At 49.3% G+C, this 16,042-nt stretch carries 18 protein-coding genes; all 18 read right to left on the bottom strand.

Features of this window, described 5'->3' with window-relative positions; genetic code table 11:
* Positions 1-254: 254 nt before the first annotated feature.
* Genes K331_RS29365 through K331_RS0111045 form a run of 18 tightly spaced genes read right to left on the bottom strand, consistent with a single transcriptional unit; the run spans position 255 to position 16,036 of the window.
* Positions 255-971, bottom strand: a complete 717-nt coding sequence (locus tag K331_RS29365; protein ID WP_051289786.1) for a M23 family metallopeptidase — start codon at positions 969-971, stop codon at positions 255-257.
* Entirely contained in the window at positions 968-1,432 is a 465-nt protein-coding gene (locus K331_RS0111125; protein WP_028590369.1) for a phage holin family protein, read from the bottom strand. The genes K331_RS29365 and K331_RS0111125 overlap by 4 nt, the downstream gene beginning before the upstream one ends.
* Positions 1,433-1,492: 60 nt before the next feature.
* A complete protein-coding gene (locus K331_RS32460; RefSeq protein ID WP_211237335.1) occupies positions 1,493-1,603 on the bottom strand; it encodes a CD1375 family protein in 111 nt (36 codons plus the stop codon).
* On the bottom strand, positions 1,596-1,970 hold the full coding sequence (locus K331_RS30950) for a hypothetical protein (RefSeq protein ID WP_051289784.1): 375 nt from the start codon (positions 1,968-1,970) through the stop codon (positions 1,596-1,598). Before K331_RS30950 ends, K331_RS32460 begins: the two co-directional genes overlap by 8 nt.
* Positions 1,971-1,982: 12 nt before the next feature.
* Complete coding sequence (locus tag K331_RS30945; protein ID WP_051289781.1) at positions 1,983-3,203, bottom strand: phage tail protein; 1,221 nt, start codon at positions 3,201-3,203, stop codon at positions 1,983-1,985.
* Positions 3,204-3,218: 15 nt separating this feature from the next.
* The gene (locus K331_RS0111105) at positions 3,219-3,608 is read right to left on the bottom strand and encodes a phage tail-collar fiber domain-containing protein (RefSeq protein WP_028590368.1); all 390 of its coding nucleotides are present in this window, start codon (positions 3,606-3,608) and stop codon (positions 3,219-3,221) included.
* Between the two features lie 10 nt (positions 3,609-3,618).
* A complete protein-coding gene (locus tag K331_RS31880; protein WP_156897646.1) occupies positions 3,619-4,683 on the bottom strand; it encodes a hypothetical protein in 1,065 nt (354 codons plus the stop codon).
* Complete coding sequence (locus tag K331_RS0111095; protein ID WP_028590367.1) at positions 4,680-5,834, bottom strand: baseplate J/gp47 family protein; 1,155 nt, start codon at positions 5,832-5,834, stop codon at positions 4,680-4,682. Before K331_RS0111095 ends, K331_RS31880 begins: the two co-directional genes overlap by 4 nt.
* Before the next feature lie 15 nt (positions 5,835-5,849).
* Positions 5,850-6,758, bottom strand: coding sequence for a contractile injection system sheath initiator (locus tag K331_RS0111090; protein WP_028590366.1), 909 nt, complete (start codon positions 6,756-6,758; stop codon positions 5,850-5,852).
* A complete protein-coding gene (locus K331_RS0111085) occupies positions 6,755-7,102 on the bottom strand; it encodes a hypothetical protein (RefSeq protein ID WP_156897645.1) in 348 nt (115 codons plus the stop codon). Before K331_RS0111085 ends, K331_RS0111090 begins: the two co-directional genes overlap by 4 nt.
* A 5-nt stretch (positions 7,103-7,107) precedes the next feature.
* Entirely contained in the window at positions 7,108-7,725 is a 618-nt protein-coding gene (locus K331_RS0111080; RefSeq protein ID WP_028590364.1) for a hypothetical protein, read from the bottom strand.
* 6 nt (positions 7,726-7,731) lie between these two features.
* A complete protein-coding gene (locus K331_RS0111075; RefSeq protein ID WP_028590363.1) occupies positions 7,732-8,445 on the bottom strand; it encodes a hypothetical protein in 714 nt (237 codons plus the stop codon).
* Complete coding sequence (locus K331_RS32665; protein ID WP_028590362.1) at positions 8,442-10,199, bottom strand: LysM peptidoglycan-binding domain-containing protein; 1,758 nt, start codon at positions 10,197-10,199, stop codon at positions 8,442-8,444. The genes K331_RS0111075 and K331_RS32665 overlap by 4 nt, the downstream gene beginning before the upstream one ends.
* Before the next feature lies 1 nt (position 10,200).
* Positions 10,201-13,764 carry a M23 family metallopeptidase gene (locus K331_RS30935; RefSeq protein ID WP_051289780.1) on the bottom strand — a complete coding sequence of 1,188 codons (3,564 nt, stop codon included), beginning with the start codon at positions 13,762-13,764 and terminating at the stop codon, positions 10,201-10,203.
* 15 nt (positions 13,765-13,779) lie between these two features.
* Positions 13,780-14,046 (bottom strand): hypothetical protein, encoded by a 267-nt coding sequence (locus K331_RS0111060; protein ID WP_028590361.1) that lies wholly within the window; start codon positions 14,044-14,046, stop codon positions 13,780-13,782.
* A complete protein-coding gene (locus K331_RS0111055; protein WP_028590360.1) occupies positions 14,030-14,497 on the bottom strand; it encodes a hypothetical protein in 468 nt (155 codons plus the stop codon). Before K331_RS0111055 ends, K331_RS0111060 begins: the two co-directional genes overlap by 17 nt.
* 60 nt (positions 14,498-14,557) lie before the next feature.
* On the bottom strand, positions 14,558-14,992 hold the full coding sequence (locus K331_RS0111050; protein WP_028590359.1) for a hypothetical protein: 435 nt from the start codon (positions 14,990-14,992) through the stop codon (positions 14,558-14,560).
* An 18-nt stretch (positions 14,993-15,010) separates the two neighbouring features.
* Complete coding sequence (locus K331_RS0111045) at positions 15,011-16,036, bottom strand: phage tail sheath protein (protein WP_169718327.1); 1,026 nt, start codon at positions 16,034-16,036, stop codon at positions 15,011-15,013.
* Between the last annotated feature and the right edge of the window lie 6 nt (positions 16,037-16,042).

Here is a 16,042-nt window from a genome sequence, read left to right as displayed (position 1 = left end):
ACGTCACTACTATTGATTGTGATAAGGCATTTTGTATTAATGATGTGATTATTGATTCTGAACTTCTGGCAAAAAAGAGAAAAGATGTGTGTGATGAGTTATATAGAGATGTCACAAAAAAAACAGATCATCTTCATTTCCAACATAATACCGTTTCATCGAGCGAACTAATAAGTTTAAATAAACTCATTAAGAAATCGAGTTAAATTAAACAGACCCTACAGCCCCTAAATAAAGGGGCTGTTTTCTTAAATTTACGAAAGTTTTTTGTTTAAAAGGTCTGTTCGATACAGCACCGTGAGTAAACTATAAAAATCATAGCTGCGGCCTGCTGTGGTATCGACAATTCCAGCCTTTTTAGCAGCTACACATGCATCCTTTGCCCAGGCTGGGATCTCCGACATGGAATTTTGCTGCTCCAGTTTTTTGATAGCGGCAGCCTGTTGCTTCACTGTCTCCTGCAGTGCCTCGAATTGCTTGCGTTCATCTGCTGTCATTGGTTCTTCATCCTCCTCTGGCTTGTTAGCCGCATAGTAGTTAATCAGATATTGAGTGGGCTCGACCACTCCCGCCTCCGTGGCAGTGTACCCGTATTGAGGCGTAGACTTCTTTCGGATCTCGTAATGCAGATGGGGCCCAGTGGACTTGCCCGTACTACCCTGGCGGCCGATAACCTGCTCCTGAGTGACCTGCTGACCTACCTTGACGGCAGCACTGGACAGGTGGGCGTATACGTGTAAGTAGCCCTTGTCATCCTGGATGGCAACCACGTTGCCCATATTTCCGAATCCAGAACCAGTGACCCCCATTTTGGCATGCAGGACCTTGCCTGCCGTGAACGCCTTAATCTCGCCGTTAGCCGGTGAAATGACCAAATCTACCCCTCTGTGAAACCTTTTGACCTTATCGACTGGGTGTATCCTTGGTCCGAATGGGCTTGTCAGCCGGTAGCCTTCGAATGGATTGCTCATGCTACTTTGTCATCTCCTTTTCGGGACTCTGCCCGTTGAATTTTTTTATCTAACTCGGACTTGACCCACCCGATGATGGTATTGAGCACGGGTATCGGTAGCCAGTCCCCCCAGCCAGCTCGGATAGAGTTGGCAACCATACTCTGTAGCACATGGTACAGTGTACCGAGCACTAGAATGCCAAAGATGATCCCTGGTAGGTGAAATACCATATCCAGCAAATGTCCACCAGCTGGGAGCAGTAGCATGAAAAAGGTTCGCGCCACACCTTCCAGCCCGTATCGGCTGCCGTACGTATCATCTTTTTTAGCGGCAGAGATACCCGACATCCAATCCATAATGATAAAAAACGCGAGCGTTGTCATGATAGTCAGAACCGCTTCACCCTGTCCGTAAAAAAATTCAAAAACCGGAACCACTACAGCTCCGGTCGATGCAATGAAAACCTTCCACTTATCCACGTTACTTCCCCCTAAATTTAGATAACCCTCTGACCACTCCAGAGGGCATAAAAAATACGCCTATTCGGCGTTTGCTGATAACAATTCTTGCACTTGATCCCGCCATTTCAGCGGCACGTCCTCAATGGCCTTCAACTTAACCGTAATCAGATCGTAGTAGATTTTAGCCATTAGTTACTTCACCTCCAGTCCCTGCAATCAACTCAGCCAGTTCCGTCAAAGCGAGCTGCGTCTCCGTCTTATCCTTTTGGTTCATCTCGGCCAACTCAGCTATCGCTAGCTTCAATTCCATGTTTTCCAGTTCAAGTTGCTCCACCTTTGATTCCGGGAACGATTCGTAGTCATAATAGAGTTCTCGCTCCGGGAGCCTGATCATCAATCTACCTTGCATGCCTTTCGGTGGATCTGCAACGGGAATTTCCGAAGCATCAATATAGAAACTGAGCTCTTCCAACTGTTCATCTGTTGGTCGCTCAATAATCTTGGTTACCTTGCACCGATCTTTGTCTATCTCCTCATACACAATGTACTTGTCCAAATCCTCAGCCTCCTAGTATGTGAACACTCCATTAACACCAACCCTATCCGTACCTCCTGAAGGACCAGGAGCAAACAATCTGCCCCGAAGTATAATGGGGCCGTTAATGTTGAAGTTACTCGGTATTGGGGCCGTCGTATAGTTTTCATATCTTATGTGCCCACCAGGTCCATCAAATATGAACCCGTATCGCACCACACTTCCATTTTCTCCTGTCTTAAAAAGAATTGATGCAACGACCCCGGCGTTGTCTACCATCTCTATATAAGTTTCAAGTCTAGTAGAAGTATTTGCACCATTTCCTTGTACAGAACATGATACAGCTCCAATAAAAGATATTCGTTGAGAACCTGCGGGAAATGTGAAAAAATCTTTTGTAAATGTCTTGTCAGTTGATACTGATCCTCCCCCTAAAAACGCCGCCTGATCTGCCACATCTGCACGTCTCGGATATGACACGATGGCACGGATAGCTGCTGCCAGTGTAACGAAGGGATCGCTGCCTTGAGCTGGTTGATTTTTGTCCCTAATGGCGGCAGCGAGAAGGTTTTTGCCATCAGAGACTTGCGTAAAAGCCTCGTTTGCTCGATCGTATGCGGCTTTAACCGCACTCGGAGTAGCCGCCTGGTCCGTTGCTGTACTACTCGTAGAATTATTGAGCTGCACAATACCCCGGGCTTGTGTAGTCGCGCTGGGAAGATCGGATGGACTATGAGTGTGAACCTTGGTAGCTGCATAGGTTTCAACATATTGTTTGGTGATGTGGAGATCAGCATTATTTGCGTGATCAGCAAGCTTTGCCGCAGATCCACTAACAGTCTCCCACTCGTACCACGGACTCGGCACGGTTGGATTTATAATGGTGCGCGGCTGATAGAAAAATCTGGCGTGAGCGCCAGTTGTATAAGATGTGTATAAAAAAGTCCTGACAATCACATTGGTTACTGTGTCAGGCCGCCCCACAGTGACTACTACGGATCTACCGATGGTCAGATCTCTTATTGGTTCGCCCGCAAGCTTCTGACCATCAGGAATCTGAATGAAGTATTTACCCGGTTTTAAATTCTCCAGGTTATAATTAATTGTTGCTGGATCAATAACGGTCATCCTCTTGTCATCTTTTAGCTCGTCCAACTCTTTGTCATTTGCATAAAGTGTTGCAATAGGGACGTTCAGCACATCGGCATGACCCTGATCCGTAGTGACGAATTTACGCGGTTCTTGAATGGCCATCGAATCGTTGCCTCCTCAATAAATGTCATCAATTTCAAATATAAATTCCATGTCCGCATCCTTGACTTTATTGGTCATTGTGCGGATCGCGGTGAATTTACCAGCCGAATCCACGAGGGCCAATTCATTAATCGTCGCCCCTGCCAGCTCGTTCTCAGCCAAAGAGCAGGTGTACCGGATCGTAGCCGGACCTATGAATTCATAGCTGGATATGTCTTTCACCAGCAGCTCTGCCTTCAACGTTTGTTCGGTTCCGTCCAATGGAAGCGGCTGGCCGGATACGTCAACTCCCCCACTGCCAAATGCCATCTTAACTACCTTCGTCAGCGAAGTCCCTTCTGCCCTGGCGCGAGCCATCTGCTCACGGGCATATGTCGTCGTTACCGTTAATACTTGATTTGCCATATGTGACCTCCTATACCTCCAAAATAGTTTCCAGAGAATTTAGTAATCGGCTACCGTCGAGCTGCACACTGCCATCCAGCACCCAATAATTTTGCCTAGCCTTGACTACACTAGTCTGCTCATTGCGCACCCTGTGCGGCGTCCTGATCTCCAGTCGATGCCGATTGCGTTGTCTCTCGCCTGTCCACCCAGACAATGAAGGAATCCCATTTAATACTTCCACACCATCCAGGTACCAAGGTCGACCACCGAAGAAGCTCACTCGGGAGCGAAAGTGAATTCGATACTTCTGATTGAATGTGTGCTCGATAGACACAGGCACATGTACCGAAACAGTAAAAGCAATCCCCCCGCCTTTATTCTCAAGCAGGATGCTCCTCATCTCGGCCAATGCCGTGGCACTCCCGGTGTACTTGACGTCGAGCCTTACTCCTATGACCGCAGGGGCCTTGTCGTATACCTGCACGCCGCCAGACTCGCCTAGTTGATAAGCCAGTAATTCCTGCAGCGCCACATTATTAGTCTTGGGATTCAACACCCACATGGTAAAGCGTCGGCGAAAAGATTCAACCAGTTCGCCCGGACGGCTCTGCATGCCGAAAAAGCTGCCCCAGTAATTGAGCCAACGTCCTGTTGCCATATTGCGGTCCAACTGCAGCAATGCCAGGTCTGTGTCCGCCTCCGCTTTACGCAACGCTCGATATAAGGGGTACATACGCCTCCAAACATTGCTTGTGAAGGCATTCAATGTCGAATCCAATGGAATATTGGTTACCTCAATTAGCGCCAGCGGTACAGCGTCCATCCTGAGTATTTCCGGCGCCAACTCGGCCAAGTACCCCATGTTACGAATCGCAGACACTAGCTCCTCGGAATTCACTCCCTGCAGATCGACAAGTTCCTTGTCCGGCAGCTCTGGGCGATAGGGGGTGCTATGAAAGTACAGGGTTCCTTCGTCCACTGTTACCATACTGTGCAACCCGGCCCCCCGCCCAAGCACTAGATATGGGACCTCTTTCGTCTGAGTATTCCAGCCGTCCCCCAAGTTATCCAGCAGCTTTTTAAGAATTCTCATGAGTTCGCCTCCCGATAAATGATCGGGAACTGCGGGACAAGCTTCTCGGTTTTTCCTGCTGTCGGATTAGTGTCAGACCAGGTTGTGCCATCGTCTATGGATAAATCCAGCTTTACATCATAAATGCCCGATAAGAGCTTTATACGAGTTTCCAGTTCAGTCTGAACCAGTTCCTGACCTTGCTTGACGGCAGAGAAGAAGTCGCGTATTTCTCGCTCAATGTCCCCCTGAATCAGATCAAGGGATGATCCAGCGTTGAATGTTAACGTCAGGCGGATGCTCACGGGCTTCATCGTAACCGAAAACAAATTAACCTGTATCCCAGCAGACTTGTATCCGTATATAGGCTTGCCGTCCTCATAATACCCTGTCAATGTTTTTTGAGTGGCCACGAATAACTCAGGAGAAGCTGTGCCTACCCCGTTCCAAATATACAGATCGACCTCGCCTTTTCGTGCAGGCAAATCCTCAAATGCTTGACAATCAACTACACGCTCTATTGCTGCCCCGGTTACGTCCGTAAGCTGGACTGTGGTAGCTCCGTATTCAATGCTCTGAAGGGTCCCACGGGATAAAGACGCGATGAATTTTTTGAAACGGGTCTTCTGTTCATCATCCGTTTCCTCTTCTCGCCCATTGGCCAGAGCTGCAGCATTGGTTACCGTGTCGATCCCAGTCGGCTTAGCTACAAAGTCAGTAATGGTCTGAGCTTCTGTATTGCCGTCCAGTCCAGGAGTAAGACAAATTACAGGCACATCTACTCTCGTTCCCCCGGTAACCATAACTGCGTCTGCCGTGGTGCGGAAGGTGATCGGTGCGCGGGAAGATGTGGCCTGTGTCTTGATTAGGGTTCCCACTGGTATTAGATAATTAGTGTCTGCTGGAGTGATACGTTCAAACGTAACCGTGCCCGTGGCATATAGAGGCGGAAGCTTTGAAAAACCGAAGGCTGAGTAAATGCTTTGTCCGATCGTACTCCGAATGGCCCGCCAAGTTTTGTCGTAATATTCCTCTAATTCCTTTGCCGCAGCTTCCAACATTGTTCGGGCACGGGAACCGACCGTAAAATCTGTTATTTTTTGTGACACTCCACGCGACCAATCCACCATATCCTGTACGATGTTTTCCATTGTTTTGCGTTCAAAGGCCAAAGGTATCACTCCTTTCTATGCAGTGATGGTTACCCCGGTTTGGTCAACTTCTATTCCCATGCTTACTTCTTCGCCAGCAGTGGTAATCGTCAGCGAAATATAAAAAGATGTCCGCTGCACCGTCACATTCTTAACTGCTACATCTTCTATTCGTTCCTCATACGCTAGTGTCTCGTGAATGTCCAATTCAACCAGTTTACGTATATATGGAGCTTGGGCCAATCCAATAAACTCGTGGAGACGGCTACCGTAATAAGGATGCTGTGTGAGGCTTCCACGCCGGGTGACCAATCGATGGCTTATAGCTTGTTTGATCGTGTCCAGGGCCGTCACAACTGCCCAATCTCCAATCCCGTCATCTGCTAAATCTCCATCCGGCATTATTTTAAGATCGCTTTCAGCGGGTGAATCTCTGATCGATACAGATTCCTGATCCGTACCGTTATTAATGTAGATGGTCTGACCAGTCAGGAGTACTCTCGCATCCTTTCCATTAGCGAATGCTTCAGGATTCGTGATCGTCAATGTACCTGCGTTCACGCTGGAACGAACAGATCCATTAACAATGCTGCCTGCGATTGTATTCCCAAAGCTCCCCGGCAGTTGACTACGGACATAAAAATAACCCTCCGCCGTTCCCGCAGCGAGGGTCGTGTCTTCTACCAATTCGTATATTTTTTGCACGCCCTGAGAATCCAAGTCCGTTTTGAATAACGAGCCCGAATATAGCGTAAGCGGCAAAGACATCAATTGCCGCCTTATCAGCAAATATCCGCTTGCATACAACGTGTAATAAGCTTCTCGGCTTGTCATGGTGTACGGGTACTCAAGTCCATTGTAATCCACAATATCCTGCCAAGGCACATTGTACATGACGGACAGACCTTGAATAGTGTCAGCATCATTTAATACATGCTCGATCATAGTCCACTTCCTTCCTCCACTGCCGACGGTTTCCCAACTACACCCTTCTCCTCTACGGCCAGCACCCGGAGCTGATACAATACTGCCAGGATGCTCCTTAGTTCCAGCAGCAAGTCAAACGGCACGCTTTCAGCATCCGAAAGCCGGGAGCATACCTGCCGTGAAAGATTAATGTATTCCTCAAGTTCAGCAGTATTTATATCCACCCTATCATACAGTGCTTCGTTGTAGTCTGTCAGGGCCGAGTATGCGCGTAAACCATACGTTACAATGTCCTCTATGTTCTGTTGTTCACTCCGCAACACCGGGTAATTCACATAATTCATGTCCTCTTCGTCTGCCAAGATCATCATCCTCTCTTTGTGAGCTGACTGAGCAATTCGCCGATCCGCGATACGCTGGATGACAACTTCACGGCAACCGTTTCTGTGTTCGGAACAAGTTTAAGATAGTCAGACATCGCTTCTTTCCTCGTTTTAACCAATCGACGGAGGCAGGTGAAGCGGAATTCATAACGGTACAATAATGGCTCTGACTTGCTCCGCTGCAGCCGGAAGTTCTGTGGGTGGATCTCGTAATACTCGTTATCCTCCCAGTTGTACCAAAACAAAGCGTGCTGCGGATCGTTGGCTTGTAGGAATTTGCGAAAAATCTCTGAGCGGAATTTAATGAATTCCTCGTATCCGTCCAATTCCTTGGCTTCGGCTGATGTACGTTTGCTGTAGCCAGTTGTACCGGACAAGGTCACCGTCGGCAGCCCTGCTCCGAAGTCGGCCACATATGCCCCGCCAAGGGTCTGCACAACGTTTCCGCGCCCCGCTTCGTCCTGGACGAACTCGGAAGGATTGACTAGGAGTGTATGCAGTGTGATGGAACTAGAATCCCCGCTCGGGAGCGTCTTCCTTAGCTCAAAGGTCATATGATAGATCTTTTTCAATTCACGAGTTGAATTCTTAACCAGTGCCATGAAGCATCATTCCTTTTTGTGTTCTTCTGTCAGCGATCCCTTTGGAAGATTGACCACCATATCACCTGTTGGATGATGCAACCTAAAACCATCGGCACTCATTTGGATATACGCAGCAGTCTCTTCTTTAATGGGGAAACGGTGTTCTATTCCATCGGGCCCTATAGATACGCTGGCTGGTTCCTCGCCTTCTATAACGGGGAAAACTATGTTCACTGCTGAATGCGAGAGTTCTACCTTCACGGGCGACAGCTTGCCGTCCTTGTCCAGTGGGTAGCTCAGCAACACATGATTCGGAGATAATTCCACGTATGCGCGTTGATCTTGCTTTGCAGTGTCCAGCAGATTACCCTGTATGTCTGCATAAGCAGCGCCGTCCTTTACCCCAATTTCAAAGACAGGCAATTGCAGCTTAACCATATCTCGCTTGACGACTACGAAATTCGTTCCATAGCTATTGTTCTTGTGAAATCCAGCCAGATACGGGGCATCCTTGCGATTATCCAAATACCCTACAATTACCGTGTCGCCCTCGACCGGCTCCCGATCAACACCGCTAAATACCCAAACAGGAACAGGCTGGCTGTAATCAAGGAACACGACCTCAATGCGCCCATACTGTTCATAGTCCTTTACGCTGGTGACTCTGGCCAAACGGGTAGCGTTGAATTCAGGCATTCGATTTACTGTTTTCCCTCCAAGCGCGCTCTGATCCTTCATGTTGAACCTCCTGGTATCTTGAGAATCTGACCTGAGTAGATATATTTCCCGTGTTGCACAGAATTCCGGCTATCCCTCTTGACAAGCATCTCCTTATTGGCCTCCCACAGCTTTGTCCACTCATTCCCGCTGCCGTACAGCTTGGCAGCGATACTCCATAAGTTGTCCCCGCTCTTGACGGTGTAGTAATCCGCCTTGATCTCGGCTGTCGTTTTAGCAGATGCCGATTTTATACTGGCCACTACGGACGCCTGCGTGGTAGTTGCACCAGCAGTATTCGCTGTCGGTTTATAATCACGACCACGGGTAAGCTGCAGCGTCGTGGTCCATCCTTCAAATACGTTAAATGTTTGCGTTACGGACTCAATATAGAATTCTTTCAAAATCCCAGGCGCTTGAAGCCTCTGCCCTATCTTGTAGTTACCCTTCCCGCGCACCGTCATTGCTCCGCTTAAAAATTTGTGATTGTTCTCAAACCATTCCTTCAGCTTGACTGTATAAGCCGTGCTCATTCGCTCCAGCTTTGTCGTATCTTCAGGCTTGCTCGGGTCTATGGCCAAACCCTCAACTTCTACTTCCAGCGGAGACAAGCCGTAACGTTCGATTGCCGACTTGTTCATGAGCGGGGGCGCCACCCGCTTCAGATCCATTCCGAAAGGGTTAATAGTCGTCCCCGCCCAAAACAAGTTGTAATGCTCATCGTCGCTGTATGATAGGTCTTCATCAATCACATCCTCTGCGGTGACGACATGTGTGTACAGCTTCTCCCACGGTCCCTTCGAAAAAGGCGTATTCCGTAAAAACACAGAAACCACAGCGTTGTCCTTCCCAAATGGGAACCGTGGGAACGGATAGTATCCCTCGCCCTTCGGAAACTTGGCCTTGCTTTGATCGCTGGACTGTTCGATGGTCTCATTCACCACCCGCGGCTTATCGCCAGGATTCCACGCTTCCAGCGGCTCACGCACATCCACGAACAACTCCGTGAATGGCTTGCTGGATGTGCGCTCCATCAGATTCCAAAGCGATCCTTCGAATCGATCCAGAGTGAAAAACTGCGGTAAGAAGATAGGCACAGATGCGAAGTTGTATCGAACAATATTGGTAACATCGACTTGCTTAGCAACTGGCTCCGTCTTTGTCTCATCCCACACGGTCCACTTCACGCCGTTGAGCTGAGGCAAAACAAAACGCATGATGACATCCAAAATGACAGCAGGGCTACCCTTTGCCACGCTCTCGGATTGAAAATACTTCGCCATGGCCAACCAGCCGTTCTCAGTCAGGAAGAACTTGTCCGATTTCCCTCCCGAAACTTCCGGATAGAACTTGATATTAGATTTTATAAATACTTTACCGAAGTCTCGGGCTTGGACAGAAGTAGTCATCCCGCCATCCACGCTGCGGGTCCTACGTACCCGATCTACCAATCCGACCATGACCGTAGATAGTTCTTCTCCCTTTACTGTCTTATAGCCCATCTGCACAACGACAAGATCGTTAGGAATGATGAGCTGAGATCGGAACCATTTATCGCCGGCCAGCACAATATTCATCGTGCCCGTCGGGGCATCCAAGGTCTTCTGAGTCGTGACCGAAAGCACTTGGCTGGTCGGGTCCTGGCCTTTTTCATCATGAAGACTTCCTTTGAGCTGGTAGCATGTCTTTTCAGTGTGGAAGCTGACCCGAATAATGGGGGCATGCCGCTTTCCGACGACACCCCCTACCGGAGCCCAACTATAACGCTCAATCATATCAATACCCCGCTTTCACAGGACTTGTTCGGAGTCGCTGACGCTCATTTTCTGCTACAATCTGCTTCACCAATCTCTCAAGTTGCGATTTTGTAGAAGCATTCAGAGGCTTGGCTCCTTCGCCCGAAACATTGAGGTTTACTGTAATTTCAGACTTGTGGCGAACCTCCTTCACGCTTGATGCAGTAGGTATTCGACCAATGTCGCTGTCGCCAGCTCCAGATGCGTAATCTCCAGGAATTCCAAGCGATTGTAACAGCTTCTCAGGGTTCATATATGTGCCAGCACTGTTCATGTACCCAAGATGCAAATGACTCCCAGTTGTGCTATAACCGCTACCAGCCACACCAGGAGCACCACCAACATTACCGATGTACGTACCTGCATCTATCTTCTGTCCTTCGCGGAGGTCCGGATTAACGGCGGATAAGTGACTATAAAAATAAGTGCTACCATCAGGCATCTTTATGCCTAGCTCAGTGCCGCCACCGCGAGTGTTCTTCTTACCATCTTCGTCTAAGGGACCCCCGTCATCCATTTTTATGAATGAAACAGTACCACCAGCTAACGCCTGAAGCTGATCACCCTGCGTCCCTTTTATGTCCAATCCTCCATGCGCTTTTTTTCTAAAGCTTTCTCTATCTCCAAAACGTGAAGTTGCTTTCCAATTGTTGAAAAACCCGTTTCCTGATCCGGTCGACACGCCACCAGCCAGGTCATTCATGAACTTCACAACCCCGCTAGACCAGTTGTTGTTCAAATTGTCCGGATCATTTCTAGCTCCAACAGGGGCATATTTCCGCTGCACAGCCTCAATCGTATCAATGCCTTTGTCGGCGTAATTGACCTTGAGGTTGCGAGCCATAGCGATAATGCCGTCATCAATGGACGCAAAATTCATTAAGCCATTTGCCCCCATCATGCCACCTACATTGTGGCGATTCCGGACCGCAGGAGACGTGCCGTTACCCGTTTCATGCATGCTTATAGCCGCCAGTGCAGCCGGATCAATGCCGAACTGCAAGCCAGCTTGTACAAACTGAGCGCCCTTGCCCGCAAGTACACCGCCCAACTTTTTATTGAGCTGTTCAGCGCTGATCCCGCTCATGGTGGTGATTTTTGAAGTGATGCCGAATCCAGTTCCCATGGCAGTCAACCCACCGCCGCCAAAGCTGGAGGCAACCGAACTCCGTAAGCTCTGGAATTCTGACAACATGTTGGTCATCCCGTTCTGGACGGTATATAGCATGGTTCGGAATATCCATACCGTCTTATCCAGCAGATCACTACTATTGCGTTCCATGGACATGTATTTAGAAGCAGCATCGGCTGTCATATCCGTAGTGGCACGTTCCATTTGCTTGAATTTCGCCTGACCGATCAAAGACATGTCTTCTACATTGCGGTTGACTTGGCCAGGCATTCGACCGATGTCGCTGTCGCCAGATCCGCCAAAAAACTCACTTGTGAAAACCCTTGTGACTTGTTGAAAAAAACCCGAAGTAGTGTCAGCAACAGAATCAATTCCTGACTTAGGGATCACTCCTGCTTGCTTCCCCGCCTTGAAGTGGTCTGTGTTATACTGAAATACTTTCTTCATGTCCTCATCGGACAGTTTCTCTCCATTAGCCGCTCGCTGCCACAAGGCTGCACCTTCTGACTCCTCGAAGTTTTGATTGAGTTTTTGTTCCCTTTCCAGTTCTCGTAGATATTGAGTGCGCTGTTGCGGAGTCCCTATCGGTATCTGGGAGGATGCGTCAGATTGTACTTTATCCTCTAAACCAAAGAAGGTACGAAACTGAGTTACAAGAGCATCGTCATTCCCACCAAAAATGCGTGTCAATGATTCACCCAAATTTCCTACAGACATCGAAGTAGCAAGCCCTTGGAGATTGTCATTCATGAATTTGAGAATAGAGTCAAGCGTGGCGTTTCCTGTACTGCTACCATTTTGGATGGCTTCCATCACAGTCGTCGTGCCTTCTTTGACGCCCATTATAGCCTCGACAAGCTGTCCGCCAGCTTGTTCCAGCGCATGCTCGAAGCGAGCATCTGTGTCCATATATCCTTGCCCCTGAGCTCCTTGACGTTCTGCATCATACTTGGCCCCGGAGTCAATAGTGCCGTTCTGCAGGGCTTGCAGTTGTTCGGGACTAAAGACAGATAATCCTTGCGTCGCATCGTAGAATTGGGATGCTTCGCGTTTAGTTGCTGCATACCCACCGTCTGTCAGCCAACGCTGCATGATGCGTTTTGCTAGCTGTTCATTGCCGCCTGTTTGGGAACGGACGTACTTGGCCATAGCTGGAACATTATCGGCGTTTAGGAGCCCATCCTCGAATGACTGCTCCAACCCGAAGAGATCCATGCTCCTATATTTCTTGGGATTGTACTCACGCAGTGCCTGGATGCCCATCCACTTCCAGTCATCATTCCCCGGACTGAATATGCCGCCCAAGCCCGAAATCAGGTTGCCGCCCTGTGCACCAGTGAGCTGCATCATGCCTTGCTCTGTCCCAATGCGATCAAGCGTAGTCTGATAGGCTAGGAGCTGTTTGGAACTGCCGTCTTTCAGCGACGTGTTCATGGTTTGTAACAGAGCGTTATTGGTCTCCATAACCTCGACAACCCGCGCCGTCATGCCTGACCTGGCCACACTACCCGCAATTGCATCGGCGAATCCTTTTGGAGTCTGCATGCCGCCTGCAGCACGGTTGTTTCCGACGACACTCGCGACCTCCGACGTGTCCAAGCCGTATCCGCGTCCGAACTTCAGCAGCCCCTTCAGTTCCCCGTCTCCGATGTTACCAGCAATGCGACTGTATTGATCAAGAAAGCCCCAAGTGTCTGCAGCGCTATAGCCCATACGATCAGCGCGACCAACCGCAGAAGCACGGTCCCACATATCGACAGCCTGGCCACTCCATCCTGCTTGTCCACGCATACGCTGTGCAAGATCAAGAGATGTCGTTTGCCGGGCATAGGCTGAGCTGTACATCTGCGTTGCCAATCCAACAATGCTGCCAAGACCCACGAGGCCAAGTGCAAATTTCCCCGCCCCTAGAACTCCAGACAAAGCACCGCCAGTTAGCCTGCTAGAACCGCCACCACCAGAATTATCATCATCCTTACTTCTGCTGCTGCCAGCAGTGCGAACGGTGGCTGGTCGATAGCTACTAGCCTCGCGAGAACGAATATTATACATTCGTTCGGCAGCAATCAGTTCCTTGCGGATCACGTCCAGTTGGCGCTCCCGCTGCTGAATATTTCGCTTGATCTCTTCACGTTCTCCGCGCTGGGCCGTTTGCAACTTGCCGTATAAGGACTCTATGACAACGTTTTGCTTGCGAAATTCTGCATCCAGTTCCCGCATCGTCCCCAGGAATCGTGAACGGAATACATCTAATGCCCGAAGCTGCTTCTCATCGAAGACTCCCCCGCCTCTGGCCCCTCTATTAACAACAGAAGAAACGCCCTTTAAATCTTGTTCCAGTTGCTTCAGTCCCCGTTGAAGCTGTCCAAACTCACCTTTTGCTGACACGCGAATTGTTTGTTCTTTTGCCAAATTCGCACCTCCCTTCTATTTGACATCTTCCCAATCACCAGGATCTTCGGTATGGGTTACAGGGGCTGAATAGTCATATGACAGCTTGCCGTCTGCCTCTTCGGTTTCATTTGCCCAATCATCGAATTCTGGATCTTCGTATTCTTCTGATTTCCCTTCCCTGGCCTTACGGTCAATCTCCATATGTTCAAATTCGAGATCAATTTGTTCAGGCGTCATCGCCAAGATGCGCGGATCAGTCGGCGGCAGCCCACCATAGGCGTATTTACGGAGTATCCACAACTTGCGCTCCTGCGGTAGCTTCGCTATGGTCTTCAAGTGCGTTTCGAAAGTCTTTGCGAAACTTCGCCTCCCACATTTGCTGTAAGCCGTAAACATGGAATAGTAGGTCTGGCTCCGTAATCTCTTTAAGTTTCAAGAGGCATTCAGGGCGTTTGTGCAGTGCAATTTCAAGCACAGAAATGACGTGCGCCGTGAACAAAATGTCGCTATCTACAAGGCGAACATCCTGTACACCCGCCTCCCGAAGAATTTCCGATTTGATAGCCCCGACCTTCATCAGATCGGCCATATTCAGCTTTTTGAATACCAGCACACCTGTATAATGATTGCCCTCAGATGATGTAAAATCCAAGATCTCTCCTTCCTTTAATTCCCCGCCTGCGCGGGCCTTTTGTGCGGTTTCAATGGCAGCTTGCGCAGCTGCTTGTTGTTCTGGAGTAAATTCGGACATAGTTGATCTCCCTCTCGATAATGGAATAGCCCTCTCCGAAGAAAGGGCGTGGTTGATTGATTATTCTGTTTCTGGCGTACCGTAGTCAGCAGACAAGTATTTCCACGTCGCATTTTCACCCGACATGGCGTTAGCGCTGAAATCTTCTGACGACTCGGACAACGTGCAACTACGGTACACAATGACAATGTCGCCTGTGTACTTGTCCGTCACCTCAATGTCGATCACATTCATATTCAAGATGCCTGCGCCATAACTCGACAAGCCCAGCTCTGCCAAGGATTTTTTACGAATACGGTATTTCTCAAGAGTGATACTGCCATCGACTTTCAACGGGACAGATTCTTGCGGCATGATTGAACCAATTTCATATTGGTTTTCTGTGCCGAACGAGCGGTTCCCGCTCAACCTTTGTCCTCGCCCGACTTCAACGCCTCCAATTTTCAAACGAACCGTATGTCCAGCATGAGCCGGCTGATCTTTTACAATACTCACTGGGTGTTCCTCCTTTCACTACAACGAGAGGTGGTGTGTCATCAAGAAATTATTAATCGGTAGGGTCGGTTTTCCTTCCCATTCCAGCCAGAACGCTGTGCCATTGCGAGTGACCTTGGTAGACTCTGGCACGAACGTTCGTATCCATCCGCTCTTCTGAAACTCGGTGATGAGGGATACCAAATCGTTATAGATCGTGATCTCAATCCCTGCGACACCTGCCTTGCCGGTGTATTTGTTCTCAAAATATGTTTCGATGTTGGCGCTCATATCGTCTGCTAGGGTGGCTACAGAAAGTTCAACCTTGGTCAGATCGTCGCTAGGAGAAAGCGTCACACCCTGAACAATACGAAAGCCCACATTTTTCACCTGTTCGACAGGGCAAATGTGGGCTTCCAGAATATCTTCAATTTCCAAACCGATGTACACCTTTTCCAAACCGTCAAATCTGACAGACTTGTATGTGACAGGTTCCTGGGACGCTTGTCCGGCCCAAAGCCCCGCGACAGCAGCCGCCATGTAGTAACCAGGTTTAACGACCTTGTTACCGTCGCTGTCAGCTACAAGTGGACAAGGAGTAACGAGTAAGCCGCGCTCGGTCGGCATGGTTACTGCCAAATCCTTAATCTCTTCAATCGTCGCTCCAGGCTTGTGTCCGTAGAATGCACGGCGTCGCTTCCGATTTTTTACGGACGACATAAATTCGATGTGCGTATCCACCTTAGCCCAAATAGCCGCCTGCGTCGTAAGCGGGATGATCCCAGCCGTGTCCTCCGGCTGCAGCAGATCGATGGCATCTTGCCATTCCGTGTCCGTCGGGGCGGTTGCGGGGGCCGTGACCTTAACAGGCGCGACACCGATTAAATCTGCCCCGTGCCTCCACGATACCTTCATGACCTCCAGCAATTCGCCCTCACCGACTGCTGCAGCCGCCAGCTTCGGATCGTTGAAATATGATACTTTCCCTTCCGGCAAGGTGCTTCCCGCCGGAGGTACTCCGATTACGGCCAATACTTTGTTGGAGCCCAATGTGACAGGGGTCATTTCACT

It is taken from the genome of Paenibacillus massiliensis subsp. panacisoli DSM 21345, assembly GCF_000426545.1.
Taxonomy (GTDB): domain Bacteria; phylum Bacillota; class Bacilli; order Paenibacillales; family Paenibacillaceae; genus Paenibacillus; species Paenibacillus panacisoli.
The sequence above is the reverse complement of the archived record's forward strand: the minus strand, read 5'-3'. Positions and strand labels throughout refer to the sequence as shown.

Excerpts from the sequence above, each read along its gene's own strand:
- K331_RS31880 (WP_156897646.1), bottom strand. The coding sequence starts at position 4,683 with ATGAGAATTCTTAAAAAGCTGCTGGATAACTTGGGGGACGGCTGGAAT.
- K331_RS0111105 (WP_028590368.1), bottom strand. The coding sequence starts at position 3,608 with ATGGCAAATCAAGTATTAACGGTAACGACGACATATGCCCGTGAGCAG.
- K331_RS32665 (WP_028590362.1), bottom strand. The coding sequence starts at position 10,199 with ATGATTGAGCGTTATAGTTGGGCTCCGGTAGGGGGTGTCGTCGGAAAG.
- K331_RS0111055 (WP_028590360.1), bottom strand. The coding sequence starts at position 14,497 with ATGTCCGAATTTACTCCAGAACAACAAGCAGCTGCGCAAGCTGCCATT.
- K331_RS0111090 (WP_028590366.1), bottom strand. The coding sequence starts at position 6,758 with ATGATCGAGCATGTATTAAATGATGCTGACACTATTCAAGGTCTGTCC.
- K331_RS29365 (WP_051289786.1), bottom strand. The coding sequence starts at position 971 with ATGAGCAATCCATTCGAAGGCTACCGGCTGACAAGCCCATTCGGACCA.
- K331_RS32460 (WP_211237335.1), bottom strand. The coding sequence starts at position 1,603 with ATGGCTAAAATCTACTACGATCTGATTACGGTTAAGTTGAAGGCCATT.
- K331_RS0111045 (WP_169718327.1), bottom strand. The coding sequence starts at position 16,036 with ATGACCCCTGTCACATTGGGCTCCAACAAAGTATTGGCCGTAATCGGA.
- K331_RS0111075 (WP_028590363.1), bottom strand. The coding sequence starts at position 8,445 with ATGAAGGATCAGAGCGCGCTTGGAGGGAAAACAGTAAATCGAATGCCT.
- K331_RS30945 (WP_051289781.1), bottom strand. The coding sequence starts at position 3,203 with ATGGCCATTCAAGAACCGCGTAAATTCGTCACTACGGATCAGGGTCAT.
- K331_RS0111080 (WP_028590364.1), bottom strand. The coding sequence starts at position 7,725 with ATGGCACTGGTTAAGAATTCAACTCGTGAATTGAAAAAGATCTATCAT.